Source organism: Streptomyces sp. ALB3 (assembly GCF_044385685.1).
Taxonomy (GTDB): domain Bacteria; phylum Actinomycetota; class Actinomycetes; order Streptomycetales; family Streptomycetaceae; genus Streptomyces.
On sequence record NZ_JBISCE010000003.1, the window covers coordinates 124,398 to 142,772 of the forward strand.

11 protein-coding genes are annotated in these 18,375 nt (G+C 72.9%); 8 read left to right on the forward strand and 3 right to left on the reverse strand.

Going from position 1 to position 18,375, the window contains the following annotated elements; all coding sequences use genetic code 11:
- Positions 1 to 14 precede the first annotated feature (14 nt).
- On the reverse strand, positions 15 to 1,136 hold the full coding sequence (locus tag ACHFIV_RS02490; RefSeq protein WP_398962765.1) for a serine hydrolase domain-containing protein: 1,122 nt from the start codon (positions 1,134 to 1,136) through the stop codon (positions 15 to 17).
- 119 nt (positions 1,137 to 1,255) lie between these two features.
- Here ACHFIV_RS02490 and ACHFIV_RS02495 point away from each other — a divergent pair, with 119 nt between their 5' ends.
- The 5 genes from ACHFIV_RS02495 (at position 1,256) to ACHFIV_RS02515 (ending at position 12,015) form a co-directional block, all read left to right on the forward strand.
- Positions 1,256 to 3,346, forward strand: coding sequence for a serine/threonine-protein kinase (locus ACHFIV_RS02495; protein ID WP_398962767.1), 2,091 nt, complete (start codon positions 1,256 to 1,258; stop codon positions 3,344 to 3,346).
- Between the two features lie 190 nt (positions 3,347 to 3,536).
- On the forward strand, positions 3,537 to 6,434 hold the full coding sequence (locus ACHFIV_RS02500) for a protein kinase (protein ID WP_398962770.1): 2,898 nt from the start codon (positions 3,537 to 3,539) through the stop codon (positions 6,432 to 6,434).
- A 117-nt stretch (positions 6,435 to 6,551) separates the two neighbouring features.
- On the forward strand, positions 6,552 to 8,228 hold the full coding sequence (locus tag ACHFIV_RS02505; RefSeq protein ID WP_398962773.1) for a serine/threonine-protein kinase: 1,677 nt from the start codon (positions 6,552 to 6,554) through the stop codon (positions 8,226 to 8,228).
- Positions 8,229 to 8,477: 249 nt separating this feature from the next.
- On the forward strand, positions 8,478 to 10,115 hold the full coding sequence (locus ACHFIV_RS02510) for a succinic semialdehyde dehydrogenase (RefSeq protein WP_398962776.1): 1,638 nt from the start codon (positions 8,478 to 8,480) through the stop codon (positions 10,113 to 10,115).
- A 58-nt stretch (positions 10,116 to 10,173) separates the two neighbouring features.
- Positions 10,174 to 12,015, forward strand: coding sequence for a GMC oxidoreductase (locus ACHFIV_RS02515; protein WP_398962779.1), 1,842 nt, complete (start codon positions 10,174 to 10,176; stop codon positions 12,013 to 12,015).
- 68 nt (positions 12,016 to 12,083) lie between these two features.
- Here ACHFIV_RS02515 and ACHFIV_RS02520 read toward each other — a convergent pair whose 3' ends face one another.
- Both ACHFIV_RS02520 and ACHFIV_RS02525 read right to left on the reverse strand, forming a co-directional pair.
- Positions 12,084 to 13,106 carry an LAETG motif-containing sortase-dependent surface protein gene (locus tag ACHFIV_RS02520; RefSeq protein ID WP_398962781.1) on the reverse strand — a complete coding sequence of 341 codons (1,023 nt, stop codon included), beginning with the start codon at positions 13,104 to 13,106 and terminating at the stop codon, positions 12,084 to 12,086.
- Between the two features lie 622 nt (positions 13,107 to 13,728).
- On the reverse strand, positions 13,729 to 14,031 hold the full coding sequence (locus tag ACHFIV_RS02525) for a chorismate mutase (protein ID WP_398962783.1): 303 nt from the start codon (positions 14,029 to 14,031) through the stop codon (positions 13,729 to 13,731).
- 314 nt (positions 14,032 to 14,345) lie between these two features.
- Here ACHFIV_RS02525 and guaA point away from each other — a divergent pair, with 314 nt between their 5' ends.
- The 3 genes from guaA to ACHFIV_RS02540 all read left to right on the forward strand — a co-directional run bounded on the left by guaA (position 14,346) and on the right by ACHFIV_RS02540 (position 18,322).
- On the forward strand, positions 14,346 to 15,938 hold the full coding sequence (gene guaA / locus ACHFIV_RS02530) for a glutamine-hydrolyzing GMP synthase (protein WP_398962786.1): 1,593 nt from the start codon (positions 14,346 to 14,348) through the stop codon (positions 15,936 to 15,938).
- Between the two features lie 230 nt (positions 15,939 to 16,168).
- Positions 16,169 to 16,924 (forward strand): SAM-dependent methyltransferase, encoded by a 756-nt coding sequence (locus tag ACHFIV_RS02535; RefSeq protein WP_398962789.1) that lies wholly within the window; start codon positions 16,169 to 16,171, stop codon positions 16,922 to 16,924.
- A gap of 129 nt (positions 16,925 to 17,053) precedes the next feature.
- Positions 17,054 to 18,322: a hypothetical protein gene (locus tag ACHFIV_RS02540; protein WP_398962791.1), complete on the forward strand. Its 1,269-nt coding sequence runs from the start codon at positions 17,054 to 17,056 to the stop codon at positions 18,320 to 18,322.
- Positions 18,323 to 18,375: the final 53 nt, after the last annotated feature.

Here is an 18,375-nt window from a genome sequence, read left to right on the forward strand (position 1 = left end):
CGCACCCGTTCCCCTCACGGGACCTCGGAGCGGACCCGCGGGCAGAACTCCGCCTCCAGCAGCTCCGCTTCGAGGTCCGCGCCGGGCGGTGTGCCGGTGTTGACCCGGAAGGTGAGGACGTGCCGGCCGTCGCGGGTCGCGGCGGTACGGACGTAGCTGCCGGTGATGTGCCCGTTGTGGCCCCAGACGGTGGCGCCGCAGGACAGCTCCTGCGGGTAGATCCCCATGCCGTACACCCCGCCGGAGGCGCCGGTGTCGAGCAGCGTGGCCAACCGGGCGGGCGGCAGCAGCCGGCCCCCCAGCAACGCCCCGTAGAAGCGGTCCAGGTCGCCCAGTGTGGAGACCAGCTCGCCCGCCGCCCCGGAGAACCACGGGCCGGCGGACGTCACGTCGCGAAGCGCCCCGTCCGTGGGGGAACGGTGGTAGGCGCGGGAGTGCGGGAGCGGAAGAGGGGCGCGGGCGCCCGGCAGTGAGGTGCCGGTGAGCCGGAGGGGGGAGAGGATGCGGCGCCGTATCTCGGTGGCGTACGGACGTCCGGTCGCGCGCTGGACGACCAGCCCGAGCAGGACGTAGTTGGTGTTGGAGTAGGCGTACGAACCGGGCGCCGTGACCGGGGGCCGGGACACGGCCGCCCGGACCGCGGCGGCGGGGGTGAGCGGCTGCGCCGAGGGGCCGGCGGCGCCCGAGAGCACCGGATCCGCGGCCGGCAGGGCCGCCGTGTAGTCGTACAGGCCGCTGGTGTGGGTCAGCAGCGCGCGCAGGGTGAGGGCGGAGCCGTCGTTGCCGTGGCCCCGCACGAGACCCGGCAGATGGTCCTCGACGCTGTCCTCCAGCCGGAGCACGCCCTCCTCGGCGAGTTGGAGGACGACCGTCGCCACGAACGTCTTGGTGACACTGCCCGCCCGGAAGCGGTCGGCGACCCCGATCCCGGGGCCCGTTGAGCGGTATCTCGCCGCTTGGCCGGGGGTGTCGCGGCGGGCCAGAAAGGCGGCTGCCGGGGCCCGGCCCTCGACGACGAGCCGGGGGAGGTAGGACGATGCGGGCGGGAGGTGTGGTTCGCTTGGCAGGCTCGCGGTTCCCAGTGCGAGCAGAGTCAGCACGAGCGGGGCGGTGAGCAGCGCCCTGGATATCGGCATGGCTGGGGGTTCCTTCCTCCGGCCACATCATGGCCGACCACGGACCCGGCACCATGACCGGTCCCGGGGTGAGGGACAATGAACGCTCTGCCAGGGCGGGTTGATCGCAGAGGGGACGCATGTCGGAGGCGGAGCAGGCGCGGGAGCCCCAACGGGACAAGGAAGGACGTCTCCTCGCGGGGCGGTACCGCCTCGGGGAGGTGCTCGGCCGGGGCGGCATGGGCACGGTCTGGCGTGCAGCCGACGAGACGTTGGGGCGTACGGTCGCGGTCAAGGAACTGCGGTTCCCGTCGTCCATCGACGAGGACGAGAAGCGGCGTCTGATCACGCGGACCCTGCGTGAGGCGAAAGCGATCGCCAGGATCCGCAACACCAGCGCGGTGACGGTCTACGACGTGGTCGACGAGGACGACCGGCCGTGGATCGTCATGGAACTCATCGAGGGCAAGTCCCTCGCCGAGGTGATCCGGGAGGACGGGACGCTGACCCCGCGGCGTGCCGCCGAGGTCGGCCTCGCCATCCTCGACGTGCTGCGCTCGGCGCACCGCGAGGGCATCCTGCACCGCGACGTGAAGCCGTCCAACGTGCTGATCTCGGAGGACGGCCGGGTCGTCCTGACCGACTTCGGGATCGCCCAGGTCGAAGGCGACCCCTCCGTCACCTCGACCGGCATGCTCGTCGGCGCTCCCTCCTACATCTCGCCCGAGCGGGCCCGTGGCCACAAGCCGGGCCCGCCCGCCGACCTGTGGTCGCTCGGCGGCCTCCTGTACGCGAGCGTCGAGGGCCGCCCTCCGTACGACAAGGGCTCGGCCATCGCCACCCTGACGGCCGTGATGACGGAGCCGGTCGAGCAGCCGGCCAACGCGGGCCCGCTGGAGGAGGTCATCTACGGCCTGCTGGCCAGGGACCCCGACCAGCGGCTGGACGACGCGGGGGCGCGTGTCCTGCTCAACGCGGTGATCAACGCTCCCGAACAGCCGGTCGTACCGCCGGCCGACTCCACCCAGGTCATGGCCCTTCCCACGATCGGTGACTCCGGGAGCGACAAGGGCAGCAGAGGCAGCAGGAGCGACACCAAGGGCGGAGCGAAGAAGGCAGCCGCGGCAGCAGCCGCAGCAGCCGCCGCGTCCGCCCCGGCCGGCGAGGGCAGCGGGGCGAAGGGGGCCGCGGATTCCGGAAGACCGGCTTCCGGGGACTCCGCCCCCGTCGCCCGGCCCTCCGGCCCCGCTCCCTCCTCCGCGACCACTCCGGTCGGCGTGGCCGCGCTCGCCGAGAGCACGCGTGAACGGCTGCGCGGAGCACTGCGCTCCGTACGCAACGCGAAGTCCCCGGCGGCAGGCGCCGCCGCCGCTTCCCCCGCCGCCACCGCATCGGCCTCCGGGCCCGCCGTGCCGCCCGGACGCCCGGGTGTGGCCCGCGCGCCGATCACCGACGTCGTACCGCGCCGGACGCTGGCGGTCATCGCCGGTGTCGTCGTGCTCGCCGTACTCGGGACGGTCCTGGCCCTGACGCTCGGCGACGGCGACGCCGGCAACGAGGGCTCCAAGGGCGACAAGGCCGCGTCGGCCGGCACGACGGCCGGCGACGACGGCCGGCCCGCGACCGGCGGAGACGCGGGCAAGGACGAGGACGGCACGAAGGACGGCGGCAAGGACGGTCAGGGGCAGGACAAGGGTGAGGCGTCCGGCGACGTCTCGGGGAGCGCCTCGCCCTCGCCGGGGGCCGGCGACCCGTCCCCGGACCCGGACGCCCTGCCCACCGGCTACCGCACGGTCACCAACAAGCAGTTCCACTTCTCCATGGCGATGCCCGGTAACTTCACGTTCGACAAGATAGCGGGACAGAACTCAGGGGCGATCTACAACGACGGCGGCGGTTTCCCGCGCGTCCAGGTCGACTACAACTCCTCCCCGAAGGACGACGCGGCAGCCGCCTGGGCGGGTGCGGTCGCGGCCACCAAGAGCCTCAGCAACGGCTACCAGCACATCGGGATAAAGAAGGTCGAGTTCAACGGCTACCCGACCGTCGCCGACTGGGAGTTCACGCGCAACCAGCAGGGCGTGCGGGTCAGGGTCCTCAACCGGGGCTTCAAGGCCGACGCCACCCACGGCTACTCGATCATGATCAGCTGCAAGGCGGACGCGTGGGACGGGAAGGAGTGCCGGACACTGCGCGAGACGGCCTTCGCGACGTTCGAGCCGACCGACTGAGCCGGACCCGCGGCCTGCGGGACGGCCGGGTTGCCGTGACACGGCCGCGCGGCGGCGACGTGCCACGTATGGTGAGAGACCGAGGACCGTACGCAGCCGTGATGATGGGTCAATAGCACAGCAAGTGACCGCAATTGACGGATTCACGCGGTTTTGATGACCGGGGGACAGCGCGCTCTGGGGAGGCGTCGTGGACGACTACGCGGGTCGGGTGCTTGCCGACCGCTACCGCCTTCCGCTGCCTCCGTCCGACGCGTACGAACTGGTGGAGACCCGGGCATTCGACACGTACAGCGGCCAGGAAGTCCTCGTGCGGCAGGTGCCGCTGCCCGAGGTCGTGGACGCCGAGGTGCTCGACGCGGACGGCCAGGCCTCGGTCAGGCGCGCCACCGGGCGTACGGTGCGGCGGTCCACCGACCCCGCGGTCCGGCGGGCGATCGAGGCCGCGCAGGCGGCGGCACAGGTTCCCGACCATCCGCGTCTCGACCAGGTCTTCGACGTGTTCGCCGAGGCGGGTTCGCTCTGGATAGTGAGCGAACTGGTGGCCGCCCGGCCGCTCGCCGCGCTCCTCGCGGAGCGGCCCCTCAACCCCTACCGGGCCGCCGAGATCGGCTCCGACGTGCTCACGGCGCTGCGGGTGCTGCACGCGCACGGCTGGACGCACCGCAACATCACGGTCCGCACCGTGCTGGTCTGCGACGACGGGCGTGTCGTGCTGACGGGCCTCGCGGCGGGCGCGGCCGAGGAGGCGCTGTGCGGATACGTTCCCGCGCCCCGGCCCGACGAGGAGAACGCCTACGGGCCTCCGGCCGTCGAATCGGGCCCCACCGGCCCGTACGAGCCTCCGGCTGCGGAGTCCGGCCCGTACGAGCTCCCGCCCGGGGATCCGGGGGCCGACGGACCTGCGGCCGTGGAGTCCGGTCCGTACGAGCCGCCTGTCGTGGAGCCGGGTCCGTACGGGAGTCCCGCGTCGTACGGGCCGGACGCCCTCCCGCCCGGGCCTGAGGCCCGGACGGCGCCCGAGGCGCTGCCCGCCCCGAGAGCGTCCACCGGCGGAGTGCCGGCCCCCGGCTACCGGGCGGACACCGAGGCGGCTCCCCCCGCGCCCCCCACGCTGCCCGCCGAGCCCGGAGCGGGGAGCGCCGCGCAGCTGCGCGCCGCCCGCGCCGGGGCCATCGCCGCCTACCGCGCGGGCGCCCGCGCCGCTGCGGCGCGCGCGGGCGAGGAGCACAGGCGCGCGGACCACGACCGCGAGGACGGCCCCGGCGCGGAAGAGATCGAGGAGACCGGCGAGGAGGCCTCCGCCCCAGGTGGCCCGTGGCCGACCGGTTCCTGGGGCGGGGCGGTGGGGGACCCGCCGCCGTACCCGTACGAGGACGACACCGACGCCGACGACGAGGACGACGACACCGACTCCGACGCCGACGACTACACCGACGCCGACGACGAGGACGGCGGTGGCCCCAGGCCCCCCGGCCGGCGTGTCCACCTCGCCGGTGCCTGGGACGACGGCCCCGGCTCCGGCCGGCCCGTGCCCGCGGGCGGTTCAGGAGGGCGCGGCGGCTCCGGGGAGGACGCGCTGCGTGCCGACGCCCGGCGCCTCGGCAGCGGGCCCGCCGGGCGCCAGGACCGTCTGCCGCAGCCGGTGGCCGCCCGCGCACCCGCGGGAGGATGGGACGAGGTCGTCGCCGGCGGTGCCACCACCCCCGCCTACCGTGGACCGGCCACCCCGCTCGCAGCCGAGCGCGCCAGGCAGGCCCGCATCGCCGTCGTCGGCGCGGTCACCGAGAGGTGGGCGCCCGAGCAGGCGGGGCCGGTCCACGACAACTGGCAGCTCGCGCCGCCCATCGGCCCCTCCACCGATCTGTGGGCGCTCGGCGCCCTGCTCTACCGCGCGGTGCAGGGCCACGCCCCGTATCCGGAGGAGAACGCCGCCGAACTCGTCCAGATGGTCTGCGGCGAGCCGCCCGCCTTCGCGGAGGAGTGCGGTCCGCTGCGGCCCGTCGTCGAGTCGCTGCTGCGCCAGGACCCCACGGAGCGCCCCGACTTCGAGGAGCTGCGCGGCTGGCTGCGTTCCCTCGTGCGGTCGGCCCCCGAGCCCGAGGCCGGTGCGGACATCGTCACGATGCCGCCGGCTGACGCCACGCGCCTGCCGGTGGTGCGCCGCCGGGGCGAGCTGGTGCGCCGCCGTCGGGGCCGCGGTGGCGCGGCACACGGCCGGCACCGCCAGGGGAAGCCGCAGCGCCGCGAGAAGCAGCGGACGTACGAGCGGCAGGCGTTCGAGAAGCCGCAGGCGTACGAGAAGCCGCCGCGCGCGCCTCGCGAACCCAAGGGCCCCAAGGTGCTGCGGCAGCCGCAGCCCGGCGGCCGGGCGCCGAGAAGGCTCGGACGGCTGCTGCTGGTCCTGATCCTGCTGGCGATGGCGGCCGCCATCGCCTACGCCATGCTGTTCATGCCCGAGGAAGGACAGGACACGGGGGCGGGCGCGACGCCCTCGGGCCGGGCTGCCCCGGCCGAGACCGGCAGCGGTCCGTCCACCGGTCCGACGGCCTCGCCCGGTTCGTCGGACCCTTCTGCCTCGTCCGGCTCCTCCGGCTCGCAGAAGCCGCAGACCAGCCGCTCCGCCGTCGCCCTCGCGCCGGGCTACGAACTGCGCAAGGACGCCGAAGGGTTCGAGATCGGCGTGCCCGAGGGCTGGCAGCGCAGCCCGGCCAACGCCGACCGTCAGGTCCGCTACGGCAGCGACGGGTTCAGCGTCCTCGTCGTGCCCGGCCGGGACACCGTCAAGGCCAACGGGAGTGACCCGCTGGACTACCAGCGGACCGCTGAGCCCGAACTGGAGCCGTTCCGGCAGTCCAGCTGGGCCACGTCGACCGGTCTGCGCCGCGTCGACGTCGGACGGCAGGCCATGGCCGAGGGGCAGTTCACCTGGCAGGAGAGCGGCGGACGCGAGGTCTACGTCCGCAACCTCGTGATGATCGTGGACGGCAGGTACCACGTCGTGCAGGTCATCGGCCCTGAGGGCGAACGGGACAAGGTGTCCGACATCTACGAGCAGGCCATCTCCAGCTACCGCGTGGCTTCCTGACCGCGCGACAGCCCGGCGCGACAAGCGTCACAGTGCGGTCTCGTGAGCGATGCGAGGTTCCGTGGGGCCGCCTCCCGTCCGTAACCTGTCGTACCGAGGAACGGGGCGAGGACACACGTGGAACACGGGCAGGGAACGGACGCGGGGATCGTACTGGCCGGTCGTTACCGTCTCGGTGACGTCCTGGGCCGCGGCGGCATGGGCAAGGTGTGGCGCGCCCACGACGAGGTGCTCCACCGGACCGTCGCCGTCAAGGAGTTGACCGCCGGACTGTACGTCGCCGAGGCCGACCGGGCCGTGCTGCACGCCCGCACGCAGAAGGAGGCGCGCGCGGCGGCCCGGATCACGCACCCGGGAGTCGTCACCGTCCATGACGTCGTCGAGTACGACAACCGCCCCTGGATCGTCATGCAGTACGTCGACGGGCCCTCGCTCGCCGACGCGACGAAGGAGTCCGGCGAGGTCGGGCCGCGCGAGGCCGCCAGGATCGGTCTCCATGTGCTGAGCGCGCTGCGGGCCGCCCACGACGCCGGAGTCCTGCACCGGGACGTGAAGCCGGGCAACGTGCTGCTCGCCCGCGACGGACAGGTCCTGCTGACCGACTTCGGGATCGCCGCCATCGAGGGCGACTCCACCATCACCAGGACGGGCGAACTGGTGGGGTCGATCGACTATCTGGCGCCCGAGCGGGTGCGCGGCGGCGACCCGGGCCCCGCGTCAGACCTGTGGTCGCTGGGTGCCACTCTCTACACGGCCGTCGAGGGGACCTCACCCTTCCGGCGTTCGTCCCCCATCTCCACGATGCAGGCCGTGGTCACGGAGGAACCGCCCCCGCCGCTGCACGGCGGGGCGTTGGCGCCCGTGATCACCGCTCTGCTGCGCAAGGACCCCGCGGACCGTCCGACGGCCCAGGAGACGGAGCGCATGCTGCTGGACGCGATGGAGGGGCGGAAGCCCCGTGCCGCTCAGGCGCACGTGCCGACGCAGCGGGTCTCCGAGGAGGAACTGTTCGCCTTCTCCGTCCCGGACGGCACCCCCGCCCACCGCGACCGTGCCGTGCCCCCGCAGTCCGTCCCCCCGTACCCCTCCGTGCAGGCCGCCCGGCGCGGCCCCGGCCGGTGGCGCACCGTCCTGCTGGTCGTGGCGGTGGCCGCTCTGATCGGCGGGGCGGCGGGCCTGATCGCGATGAAGGCGGCGGACGACGACGGCTCCGCGACCGGGGGAGCGGGGGAGCGGACCACCGCCGCTCCCGCTCCCGCCCCTTCGGCCTCACCCGCCGGAGACGAGCCCGTGGGCTCCCCCGGGAAGGACGACGAGCCCGCCGCGCAGGACATACCCGACGGCTGGAACCGGATCGAGGACCCCGAGGGCTTCGGTCTCGCCCTTCCCGACGGGTGGGAACGGCAGGCCGGCGGCGGGCAGATCGACTACACACCGGACAACGGCGCGCACCGCCTCCGGATCAGCCTCGATCCCCAGCCCGACTTCGGCAATTCGTACACGCACATGCAGAGCATCGAGAAGGACCTGGCCGCGCGCCTGCCGCAGTACGAACGCCTGGTGCTGGAGAAGAACGTCTTCCGCGACCGCCCCGGCTCCCTCTGGGAGTTCACCTGGGTCGAGTCCAAGGACTTCCCCGGCCCGCGTCACGGCATCGACCAGATGTACTTCGCCGAGCCGGGCGGGCCGGAGTACGCGTTCTACATGACGGGGCCGCAGGAGGACCGGGCCGAGACCCGGAAGCTCTTCGAGACGATGCTGCGCAGCTGGGAACCGCCGCGGCGAACGGGCTGAAGGAGCTCCCGCCGCCCACGGCGGAGCCCTGCGCGCCGACCACCCGGACACTTCTGCGCGGGGTGGCTGAAAATTCACGATTCCTGATGCCGGATCCCGAGAACTGCGACGCATCGCCCCTGATCAGCGGTTATGCAGCCAGTGATCACTGGCTGCATGGCCGGGCGCGGCAAGGGTCTCCGGCGGGGTGTGTGAAAACCTGTTACCCACGGGTACCCAAAGTGGGCGGGTGGACATACTCTCGCCCTCATGACGGACTCGCAGGCCACCACGACCACCCCCGCCGCCTCCGGCACCCGCGTCGGCACGAATCCGGTGGCCGCCGCCCCGGCGGGCGCGCGCACCGCCGCCGACGTGGTCACCCCCGAGGTGATCGTTCGGCTGACCCGTGGTGTCGTCGGTTCCGGCCGCACGGCCAACCACAGCCCCTTCACCGGCGAGAAGCTGGCCGACCTGCCCGAGTCCACCCCCGAGGACGTCGAGGCCGCCTTCGACCGCGCCCGCGCCGCCCAGCCCGCCTGGGCCGCGACGCCCGTCCGGGCGAGGGCCGCCGTACTGCTCCGTTTCCACGACCTGGTGCTCCAGCGCCAGTCCGAGGTCCTCGACCTGATCCAGCTGGAGACGGGCAAGGCGCGGCTGCACGCGCACGAGGAGGTGCTGGCCGTCGCCGTCGCGGCCCGGCACTACGGGCGCAAGGCCGCCTCGTACCTGAGGCCGAAGCGGCACACCGGGGTGGTCCCCGCCCTCACCAAGGTCACCGAGCTGCGCCAGCCGCGCGGGGTGGTCGGACAGATCGCGCCGTGGAACTACCCGCTCGAACTCTCCGTCGGTGACGCGCTCCCCGCGTTCGTCTCCGGCAACGCCGTCGTGATGAAGCCCGACACCGAGACCGCGCTGACCGCGCTCTGGGCCCGTGACCTCCTCATCGAGGCCGGACTGCCCGCCGAGGTGTTCCAGGTCGTCCTGGGTGAGGGCCCCGTCGTCGGCCCCGCGGTCGTCAGCCGTGCCGACTACGTCTCCTTCACCGGCTCCACCCGCACCGGTCGTGAGGTCGCCCAGGGCGCCGCCGCCCGGCTCGTCGGCGTGTCCCTCGAACTCGGCGGCAAGAACGCCATGCTCGTCCTGGCGGACGCCGACGTGGAGAAGGCCGCAGCGGGCGCCGTCCGCGCCTGCTTCTCCTCCGCCGGGCAGCTCTGCATCTCCATCGAGCGGCTGTACGTGCACGAGTCGGTCGCCGACGACTTCGTGGAACGCTTCGCCGCCCGCACCAAGGCCATGCGCCTCGGCAACTCCCTCGCCTACGGCGCGGACATGGGCTCCCTCGTCGGCGAGCGGCAGCTGGAGACGGTGAGCCGGCACGTGGCCGAAGCCGTCGGGAAGGGAGCCACGCTCGTCGCCGGCGGCGTCGCCCGCCCCGACATCGGCCCGCTCTTCTACGAGCCGACGATCCTCGACGGCGTGCAGGCGCCCATGGCCGTCTGCGCCGAGGAGACCTTCGGACCGGTCGTCTCCGTCTACCGCTTCCGTGACGAGGACGAGGCCGTCGCCCTGGCCAACGCCACCCCGTACGGCCTCAACTCCAGTGTCTGGACGAAGAACGCCGCGCGCGGCCACCGCGTCGCCGCGCGGCTGCGCACCGGCACGGTCAACATCAACGAGGGGTACGCGCCCGCGTACGGCAGTGTCCGGTCCCCCATGGGCGGCATGAAGGAATCCGGTCTCGGCCGGCGCCACGGCTCCGAGGGCATCCTGAAGTACACCGAGGCCCAGACGGTCGCCCAGCAGCGGCTCATCCCCCTGGCGCCCGCGTTCGGGATGGACGACGAGAAGTACGCCGCCTTCATGAGCCGCAGCCTCAAGGCGATGAAGGCCTTCCGGCTGAGCTGACCGCCCGAGCGGCCCCCTTGCCCGCCTTTCCCCTGCCCTTTCCGTACCGAGGAGAGCCATGTCCCAGGACAGCCCTGCCCAGAACCAGGCCGGTCCGTCCGCTCCGGCGGCGGACGACGACGCGTACGACTACGACGTCCTCGTCGTCGGCTCGGGCTTCGGCGGCGCGGTCTCCGCCCTGCGGCTGAGTGAGAAGGGATACCGGGTCGGCGTCCTGGAAGCGGGCCGCCGCTTCACGCGCGCGACGCTGCCGAAGAACTCCTGGGACATCAAGAACTACCTGTGGGCCCCGGCGCTCGGCCTGTTCGGCATCCAGCGGGTGCACCTGCTGGGCAAGGTGATGGTGCTGGCGGGGGCAGGCGTCGGTGGCGGCTCCCTCAACTACGCCAACACCCTGTACGTGCCGCCCGCGCCCTTCTTCGAGGACCGTCAGTGGGCCGGCATCACCGACTGGAAGGCCGAGCTGGCGCCGTACTACGACCAGGCGAAGCGGATGCTGGGGGTGCGGCTCAATCCGACCGTGACGCCGGCGGACGTCCACCTCAAGGCCGTCGCCGAGACCATGGGGGTCGGCGACACCTTCCACCTCGCCCCGGTCGGCGTCTTCTTCGGTGACGGCCAGGACGCGGACGGCACGGTGCGCACGGAGCCCGGCGGAGAGGCCGCCGACCCCTACTTCGGCGGGGCGGGCCCCGCCCGCAAGGCGTGCTCGCAGTGCGGCGAGTGCATGACCGGCTGCCGCCACGGTGCGAAGAACACCCTGAACGAGAACTACCTGTACCTGGCCGAGAAGGCCGGCGCCGTCATCCACCCGATGACGTCCGTCGTCGCCGTGACGGAGGGTCCGGACGGCGGCTACCGGGTGTCCACCGTGCCCACGAACCGGCGCCGCAAGGCGGAACCGTCCGTGCTGCGTGCCCGGAAGGTGGTCATCGCCGCCGGGACCTACGGCACCCAGACCCTGCTGCACACGATGAAGGACGAAGGGCTGCTGCCCCGGCTGTCCGCCCGGCTCGGTGAGCTGACCCGCACCAACTCCGAAGGGCTGGTGGGGGCGCAGACCAGCGACCGCCGCTACCGAAGGAAGCACGGGGCCGCCAGGGCCGACTTCACCAAGGGTGTCGCCATCACCTCGTCGATCCACCCCGACGAGAACACCCACATCGAACCGGTGCGCTACGGCAAGGGCTCGAACGCCATGGGCGCGCTCACCATCCTCCAGGTGCCCTACAGCACCCACCGGGTCCTGAGCTGGTTCGGCAGCGCGGCCAGGCACCCGTGGCTCCTGATGCGCTCGCTGTCCAACCGGCGCTGGTCGGAGCGGACCATCATCGGCCTCGTCATGCAGTCGCTGGACAACTCGCTGACCGCCTACCGCAAGCCCGGCGGGGTCGGCAAGGGGCTGCTCACCGCCCGGCAGGGCCACGGTTCCCCCAACCCGACCCAGATCCCCGAGGCCACCCAGGGCGCGACACTGCTCGCCCAGGAGATCAACGGTTTCGCCGGATCGAACATCGGTGAGCTGATGGGCACCCCCCTCACCGCGCACTTCCTCGGCGGCTGCCCGATCGGCGCGAGCCCGGACGAGGGCGTCATCGATCCCTACCACCGGCTGTACGGACACCCGGGCATCTCGGTGGTCGACGGCTCCGCCGTCTCCGCCAACCTGGGCGTCAACCCGTCCCTGACCATCACGGCGCAGGCGGAGCGCGCGATGTCCTTCTGGCCGAACAAGGGCGAGCCGGACGCACGTCCGGCGCAGGACGCCGCCTACGAACGGCTCGCCGCCGTCGAGCCCCGGAACCCGGCCGTGCCGAAGGAGGCGTTCGGCGCCCTGAAGCTGCCGTTCCTCGGGATGCCGGTGGTGCCGCCGAAGAAGGCCGCCGCCACCGACGCCTGACGCGGGAACGCCGAGGGGCTGCACCCCCCTCCGAGTGCAGCCCCTCCACGTACTACCGGTGACGCGCCTTACGCGGCGGCGTCACCGTTCCCGCGACGGCGCACGACGAACATCGCGCCGGCGCCCAGCACCACGGCGGCGCCGCCCGCGAGGGCGAACATCGTGGTGCTGGAGGACGAACCGGTCTCGGCCAGGCTGCCGGTGACCTTGTTGGTGCCGCCGGCCGGCTTCGTGTCGGGCACGGGCACCTTGCCGCCCTCCTGGGGCTTCGTGCCGTCGGCGTCACCGGCGTCGACGATCTGGAACTTGTAGGCGACGTCCGTGAAGCACGGCATGTCCTCGAAGTCCTCGCCGAAGACGAGCCCGCCACCGAGGCTGAAGCCTGCGCCCACCGGCGCACCGGCCTCCACCTTGAGGCGCAGGTCGATGTCGACCTCGTAGCCGGGCTTGATCGCGTCCGTCTCACCGACGTAGCCGGACGACGCGCCCCCGAAGTCCTCGACGTCCTCCCAGGTGCCCTCGGCCTCGTTGAGCGCCTGGAGCCTGACCTGCTTGGTGGTGAAGAGCTTCTCGCCCGCCTTGTCGGCGGCGGCGCCCGCGAAGAACGCCACGTTCTTCACGGTCGACTTCGAGTCGTTGTAGATGTTGAACGTGAACCGGTCCCAGCCGCTGCCCCGGGCGATCTTGCCGGAGAGGCCGTTGATCGCGAGGTCCAGCGGGTGGGGCTCGCACTCGCCGAGCTCCTCGTCCTCACCGGGCTCCTCCTCCTCGTCGGTCTCCGAAGCGGTGGGCGTCGGCGTCGCGGACGCCGACTCCGACGCGGTCGCGGTCGCGGACGGGGAGGCGGTCTCGGGAGTGGTGCCCTCGGACGACTCCGTGGCCGACGGGGTCGCGGACGGCGAAGCGGACTCGGTGTTCTCGGGGGAGGCCGTCTCGGACGGCGTCTCGCTCGGCGTGACGGCCGGCGTGGGCGAGGTGGTCTCGGCCGTCGTGGTCTCCGGGTCCGCGAAGGCGGCCGGGGCCGAGAGCAGGACGACCGGGCCTATGACGGCGGTGGCGGCAGCGATTGCCAGGGTGCGGCGGAGCTTCATCTGGGGCCTCAGCGGGTCCGTGGTACCGCGGCTGCGGTACGCCTGAAAGGAGTGAACGGGCCTGCCGTTGTGGGGCACGGAACGAGCCGGTGTGTTCGCCATGCATGACCGGTGAAGTGAGGAAACGGTTGTCCTCGGTCTCACGGAATCTTTATGTGGCGCTCGCCACATCCTGGGGCGTGCGCGTTCCCTGCTCGCGTCCGGGGCGACTCCGGGAGCCGCGGCGCGGAGGGCGGGTGCCGGGAGGCCCGGAACCCCGCGCCCAGCGCCTGCTGCTCGTCGTCGATGGCCGTGGGGGACGGGGCCGGCGCCGCGCCCAGCGGGTCCGAGGCCGTCGGTCCACGACGCGGAAGCCGGCCGGTCCCGGGCGTCCCCGGGGCCGGCCGCACGTGTGTGACCGGGCTGCTGTCCCCTGCCGACCGGCCACACGCGCCGGGCCGTGGTCCCACGACGCACCTGCGGTACGTCACACGTCCCGGCGGAGCCACGCGTACGTTCCTGCCGATGCCGCCCCTGGCTGGCACGGACATCCGGACCAACGAAGCCGTCCGTGACCCGGTCACGCGCCGTACGGGTGAGACCGGGCCCGAACGCGGGTACGGCCCTACAGCCTTCCCGTGCGTCACACCCGGCCGCGGCACAGCTCCAGCAGCGTCATGGCGAGCGCCGTACCCGGCTTGCCCAGTGCGCCGCTGTAGTGGCTGAGGACGTCCATCTCCCGGGAGAGGTTCACGCGGCGGCCCCCGGACGTGATCCTCGCCTCCTGGATCACCGCCGAGACGGCCATGCGTTCCTGGACGAGGCCGATGATCCGGTCGTCCAGCGCGTCGATGCGAGCCCGCGCGCCCCCGATCAGGGACGCGGCCTCGTCGGTGTGCGCGCCGGTGCGCTCGGCGGCCGTCTTCGTGGATGTGGTGCTGGTCATGGTGACTCCCGGTGGACTGAGGCCCCCCCGGGTCAGCAGGTCCGGAACGCAGGAACGCCCCGAGCCTGTCGGCCCGGGGCGCCTGGAGAAGTGCTTGTCAGTTGCTCAAGCAGCACGACCATGGCAGCCGGCGGGCCCGGTGCCATAGGTAAAGACGAAGATCGTGTGCTGACGCATGGGGCCAAGTATGGACCCCGCTCCCGGCCGGGTCCACGCCGGGCCCGGATGGTGAGACGGGAGCTCGGCGGGGTTCCGTCCCACGGCCGGTAGAATTGGGAGGACCGACCCCTCTCCACCGCCGGAAGGCCGCCCCAGTGCCAGCAGCACCCCCCGCCGCCCCCGACACCACGACCGACGTCGTCCTGGTTGTCGACTTCGGCGCCCAGTACGCCCAGCTCATCGCCCGTCGCGTCCGTGAGGCCCGGGTCTACAGCGAGATCGTCCCGTCCACGATGCCGGTGGCCGAGATGCTGGCCAGGAACCCCCGGGCGATCATCCTGTCCGGCGGCCCGTCCTCGGTGTACGCGGAGGGCGCGCCCACCCTCGACCGCTCGCTGTTCGAGGCCGGTGTCCCGGTCTTCGGCATGTGCTACGGCTTCCAGCTCATGGCCACCACCCTCGGTGGCACGGTCGACGACAACGGCGCGCGTGAGTACGGCCGCACCCAGCTCGCCGTCTCGAAGGCAGGCTCCACCCTCTTCGAGGGCACGCCCACCGAGCAGCCGGTCTGGATGTCGCACGGGGACGCCTGCTCCGCCGCCCCCGAGGGCTTCACCGTGACCGCGTCCACGGACGTCGTCCCGGTCGCCGCCTTCGAGAACGACGAGAAGAAGCTCTACGGCGTCCAGTACCACCCGGAGGTCATGCACTCGACCTACGGTCAGCAGGTCCTGGAGCACTTCCTCTACCGGGGTGCGGGCATCGAGCCGACCTGGACGACCACCAACGTCGTCGAGGAGCAGATCGCCCTCATCCGCGAGCAGGTCGGCACCAAGCGCGCGATCTGCGGCCTCTCCGGCGGTGTGGACTCGGCGGTCGCCGCGGCCCTCGTGCAGAAGGCCATCGGATCCCAGCTCACCTGCGTGTACGTGGACCACGGTCTGATGCGCAAGGGCGAGAGCGAGCAGGTCGAGAAGGACTTCGTGGCCTCGACCGGCGTCAAGCTCAAGGTCGTCGACGCGGAGAAGCGCTTCCTCGACGCGCTGGCGGGAGTCTCCGACCCGGAGCAGAAGCGGAAGATCATCGGCCGCGAGTTCATCCGGGTCTTCGAGCAGGCACAGGCCGAGATCGTGGCCGAGGCCGCGGAGGGCGAGGACGTCGCCTTCCTCGTCCAGGGCACCCTCTACCCGGACGTCGTCGAGTCGGGCGGCGGCACCGGCACCGCCAACATCAAGTCCCACCACAACGTGGGCGGCCTCCCCGAGGACATCGAGTTCCAGCTCGTCGAGCCGCTGCGCCAGCTGTTCAAGGACGAGGTCCGGATGGTCGGCCAGGAGCTCGGCCTCCCGGAGGAGATCGTCCAGCGCCAGCCGTTCCCCGGCCCCGGCCTGGGGATCCGTATCGTCGGTGACGTCACCAAGGAGCGCCTCGACCTGCTGCGCGAGGCCGACGCCATCGCCCGCGAGGAACTGACCGCCGCCGGTCTCGACCGAGACATCTGGCAGTGCCCCGTGGTCCTGCTCGCGGACGTACGCAGCGTCGGCGTCCAGGGTGACGGCCGTACCTACGGCCACCCGATCGTGCTGCGCCCGGTCTCGTCCGAGGACGCCATGACGGCCGACTGGTCGCGCCTGCCGTACGAGACGCTGGCGAAGATCTCCACCCGCATCACCAACGAGGTGGCCGACGTCAACCGCGTGGTGCTCGACGTGACGAGCAAGCCGCCGGGGACGATCGAGTGGGAGTGATCCCCGCCCTCTGAGGCTGCTGCCGCTGCCGCCGCCCATGCCGTCCGGGCGGCGGCAGCGGCATGTCACGTCCACCGGGTACGCCGACAGGGACGGGGGACGGGGGACGGGGGACAGGGGCGCCGAGGCGCGGAGCCCTCCGTTCCACGGCGGTTCCGCCTCGGCCGGAAGGCGGCGCTCCCGCTAATGCGGTGGCATAGGTCGCCCGGGACGTGCAAGGGTGCGGCCCCATGTCCGCCGAAGAAGTCCGCGCCCTCATGTCCGCCCCTGGCAACGACCGCCTCACCTGGAACACCCCTCTCTCCGAGGAGCACGCCGCCCAGCTGATCGCGGCCTGCGCACCGGATCCCGGTGCACGGATCGCCGACTTCGGCAGCGGCTGGGGTGAGCTGCTGATGCGCCTGGTCGAAGCGGCGCCCGGTTCTGCCGGGGACGGCGTCGAGACCGATCCGGAAGCCGTCGCGCGCGGGCAGCGGCTGGCCCGGGAGCGCGGGCTCGCCGGCCGGGTGCGCTTCCACGGGGTGCCGGCGGCGGAGTACCGGGGGGACGGCTACGACCTCGCCGTCTCCATAGGTTCCTCGCACGCCTGGCCGGGGGGTACACCGGACGCGTTGAAGGCCCTGCGGTCCGCCGTGCGGCCCGGCGGACGGGTGCTGTTCGGCGACGGGTTCTGGGAGCGCGAGCCCTCGCCCGCCGCGCTGGAGGGGCTCGGCGCGGAGCCGGGTGACTTCGGCACGCTCCTCGGCCTGGTCCGGCAGGCGGAGGCGGCCGGGCTCAGGCCGCTCCAGGTGACCGTCGCCGACCAGCGCGAGTGGGACCTCTTCGAGTCCGCCGCCAACATCGGACGCGGCGAGCGCTGGGCGCTCGCCAACCCCGGACACCCGCTGCACGCCGCCGTGACCGAGGCCGTCGACGCCCGCCGCACCGGGTACTACGGGGGATACCGCGGGACGCTGGGTCTCGCCTACCTCGTGCTCGGCACCTGAGAATCGCACATACCTACGAGACGCGCCCCCGGCCCGCCCCGATGCGGGACGAGCCCGCTCCGTACGGCACAATTCGCAGAAATCGCAGGCGAGTTGGTTCTACCAGGGTGGGAAAGGGCGGCGTTCTCCGTGGCGTTGGACGAGGCGAGGGCGAAAAGTGCGCACGGCGGCAGCTGTACGTGCGGCGACTGCCCGCACGGAGCACGCGAGGGACACCGCCGTGCGGTGGCGGCCTTCCTCACCAAGCGCGACGAGTTCGCCGCCGGACGGGGTCTGCCCGCCGGGGTCGCCCAGTCCGTCTCCGCGTCCCGGCAGTGGGTGTCGGACGAGCTGACCGAGTCGGCCCGCGCCGTCGCCGAACGCAGCCGTGAGGCCGGTGACGCATGGCTGCACACCCTCTGGCGGCGCACCCTGACCGTGGTCTGGGGCGGCGTCGCCCTGCTGGTCGTCGGTGAGGCCGTCACCGCCATCGGTGCGGGCTGGTCCACGGCGCGCACCGCGGGCCTGATCGCCGCACTCGTCACGGCGGGCCTGCTGACCGGCGCCGCCCGCCTCCACCGGGCACGCGGCGGTCTCCTCGCCCCGCTGATCGGCGAGGACAACCGGCTCTCCACCTCGCGCACCGTGGCCGCCTCCTGGGTGCTGCTCGCCGTCTTCGCCGTGCTCGTCCTCGCGCTGCAACTGGCCGGGGCGTCCGACCACGCCGACCGCGACGCCCTGATCGAGGGCCTGGACCTGGTCCGCTCGGCCGGCGTGCTGACCGTGCTCGCGCTGGTGTGCGCCGTCGCCGTCGTCGTACGCCGGGTGGTGACCGTGCGCGTGCTGGGCCAGCGGCTGCAGAAGCTGCGCGCCGACCGGCCGCGGGCCGCCGACCTGCTGACCGACGACTCCGGACGCGGCAGCTTCACCGACGTGCAGTACGTGCTGGTCAGTGCCGTCGCCGTGCTGTTCGCAGCCGTCCGCCTGGCCCGTCGCCCCGAGCAGCTCCCCGATCTGCCGTGGGGCCTGGCGGTCCTGGTGGCCGTCTCGGCGGCGACGTACTTCGCCGGGAAGTACGCGGAGGGCGGCCGGCCGGTCATCCTGTCGGTCGTCCGGACCAGGGAGGCGGGCGACCTGGACGCCCCGATCCGTACCGGCGACGACATCGAGATCCGCGGCGCGGGATTCGTCCCGCCCGGCGCCGGCAGCCCCGACCGGCTGGCGCGGGTGGTCGTCAGGATCGGGCGGGTGCATGTGCACGTACCCCTGATCCCGGTCACCGGAGGCTTCGCCAACCCGGCGGACACCGTGCTGACCGTGCCCGTGCCGGTCGAGGTCGAACCCGGCGCCGTCGAGGTCCAGGTGGTCACGGCCGCGGGCGTGGAGACCAATGCCTGCCTCATCGACGTCACGGACTGATCCGCGCCCCTGGTGAGCGGCACCGAACCGGCGTACGTATGGTCTGTCGAAGG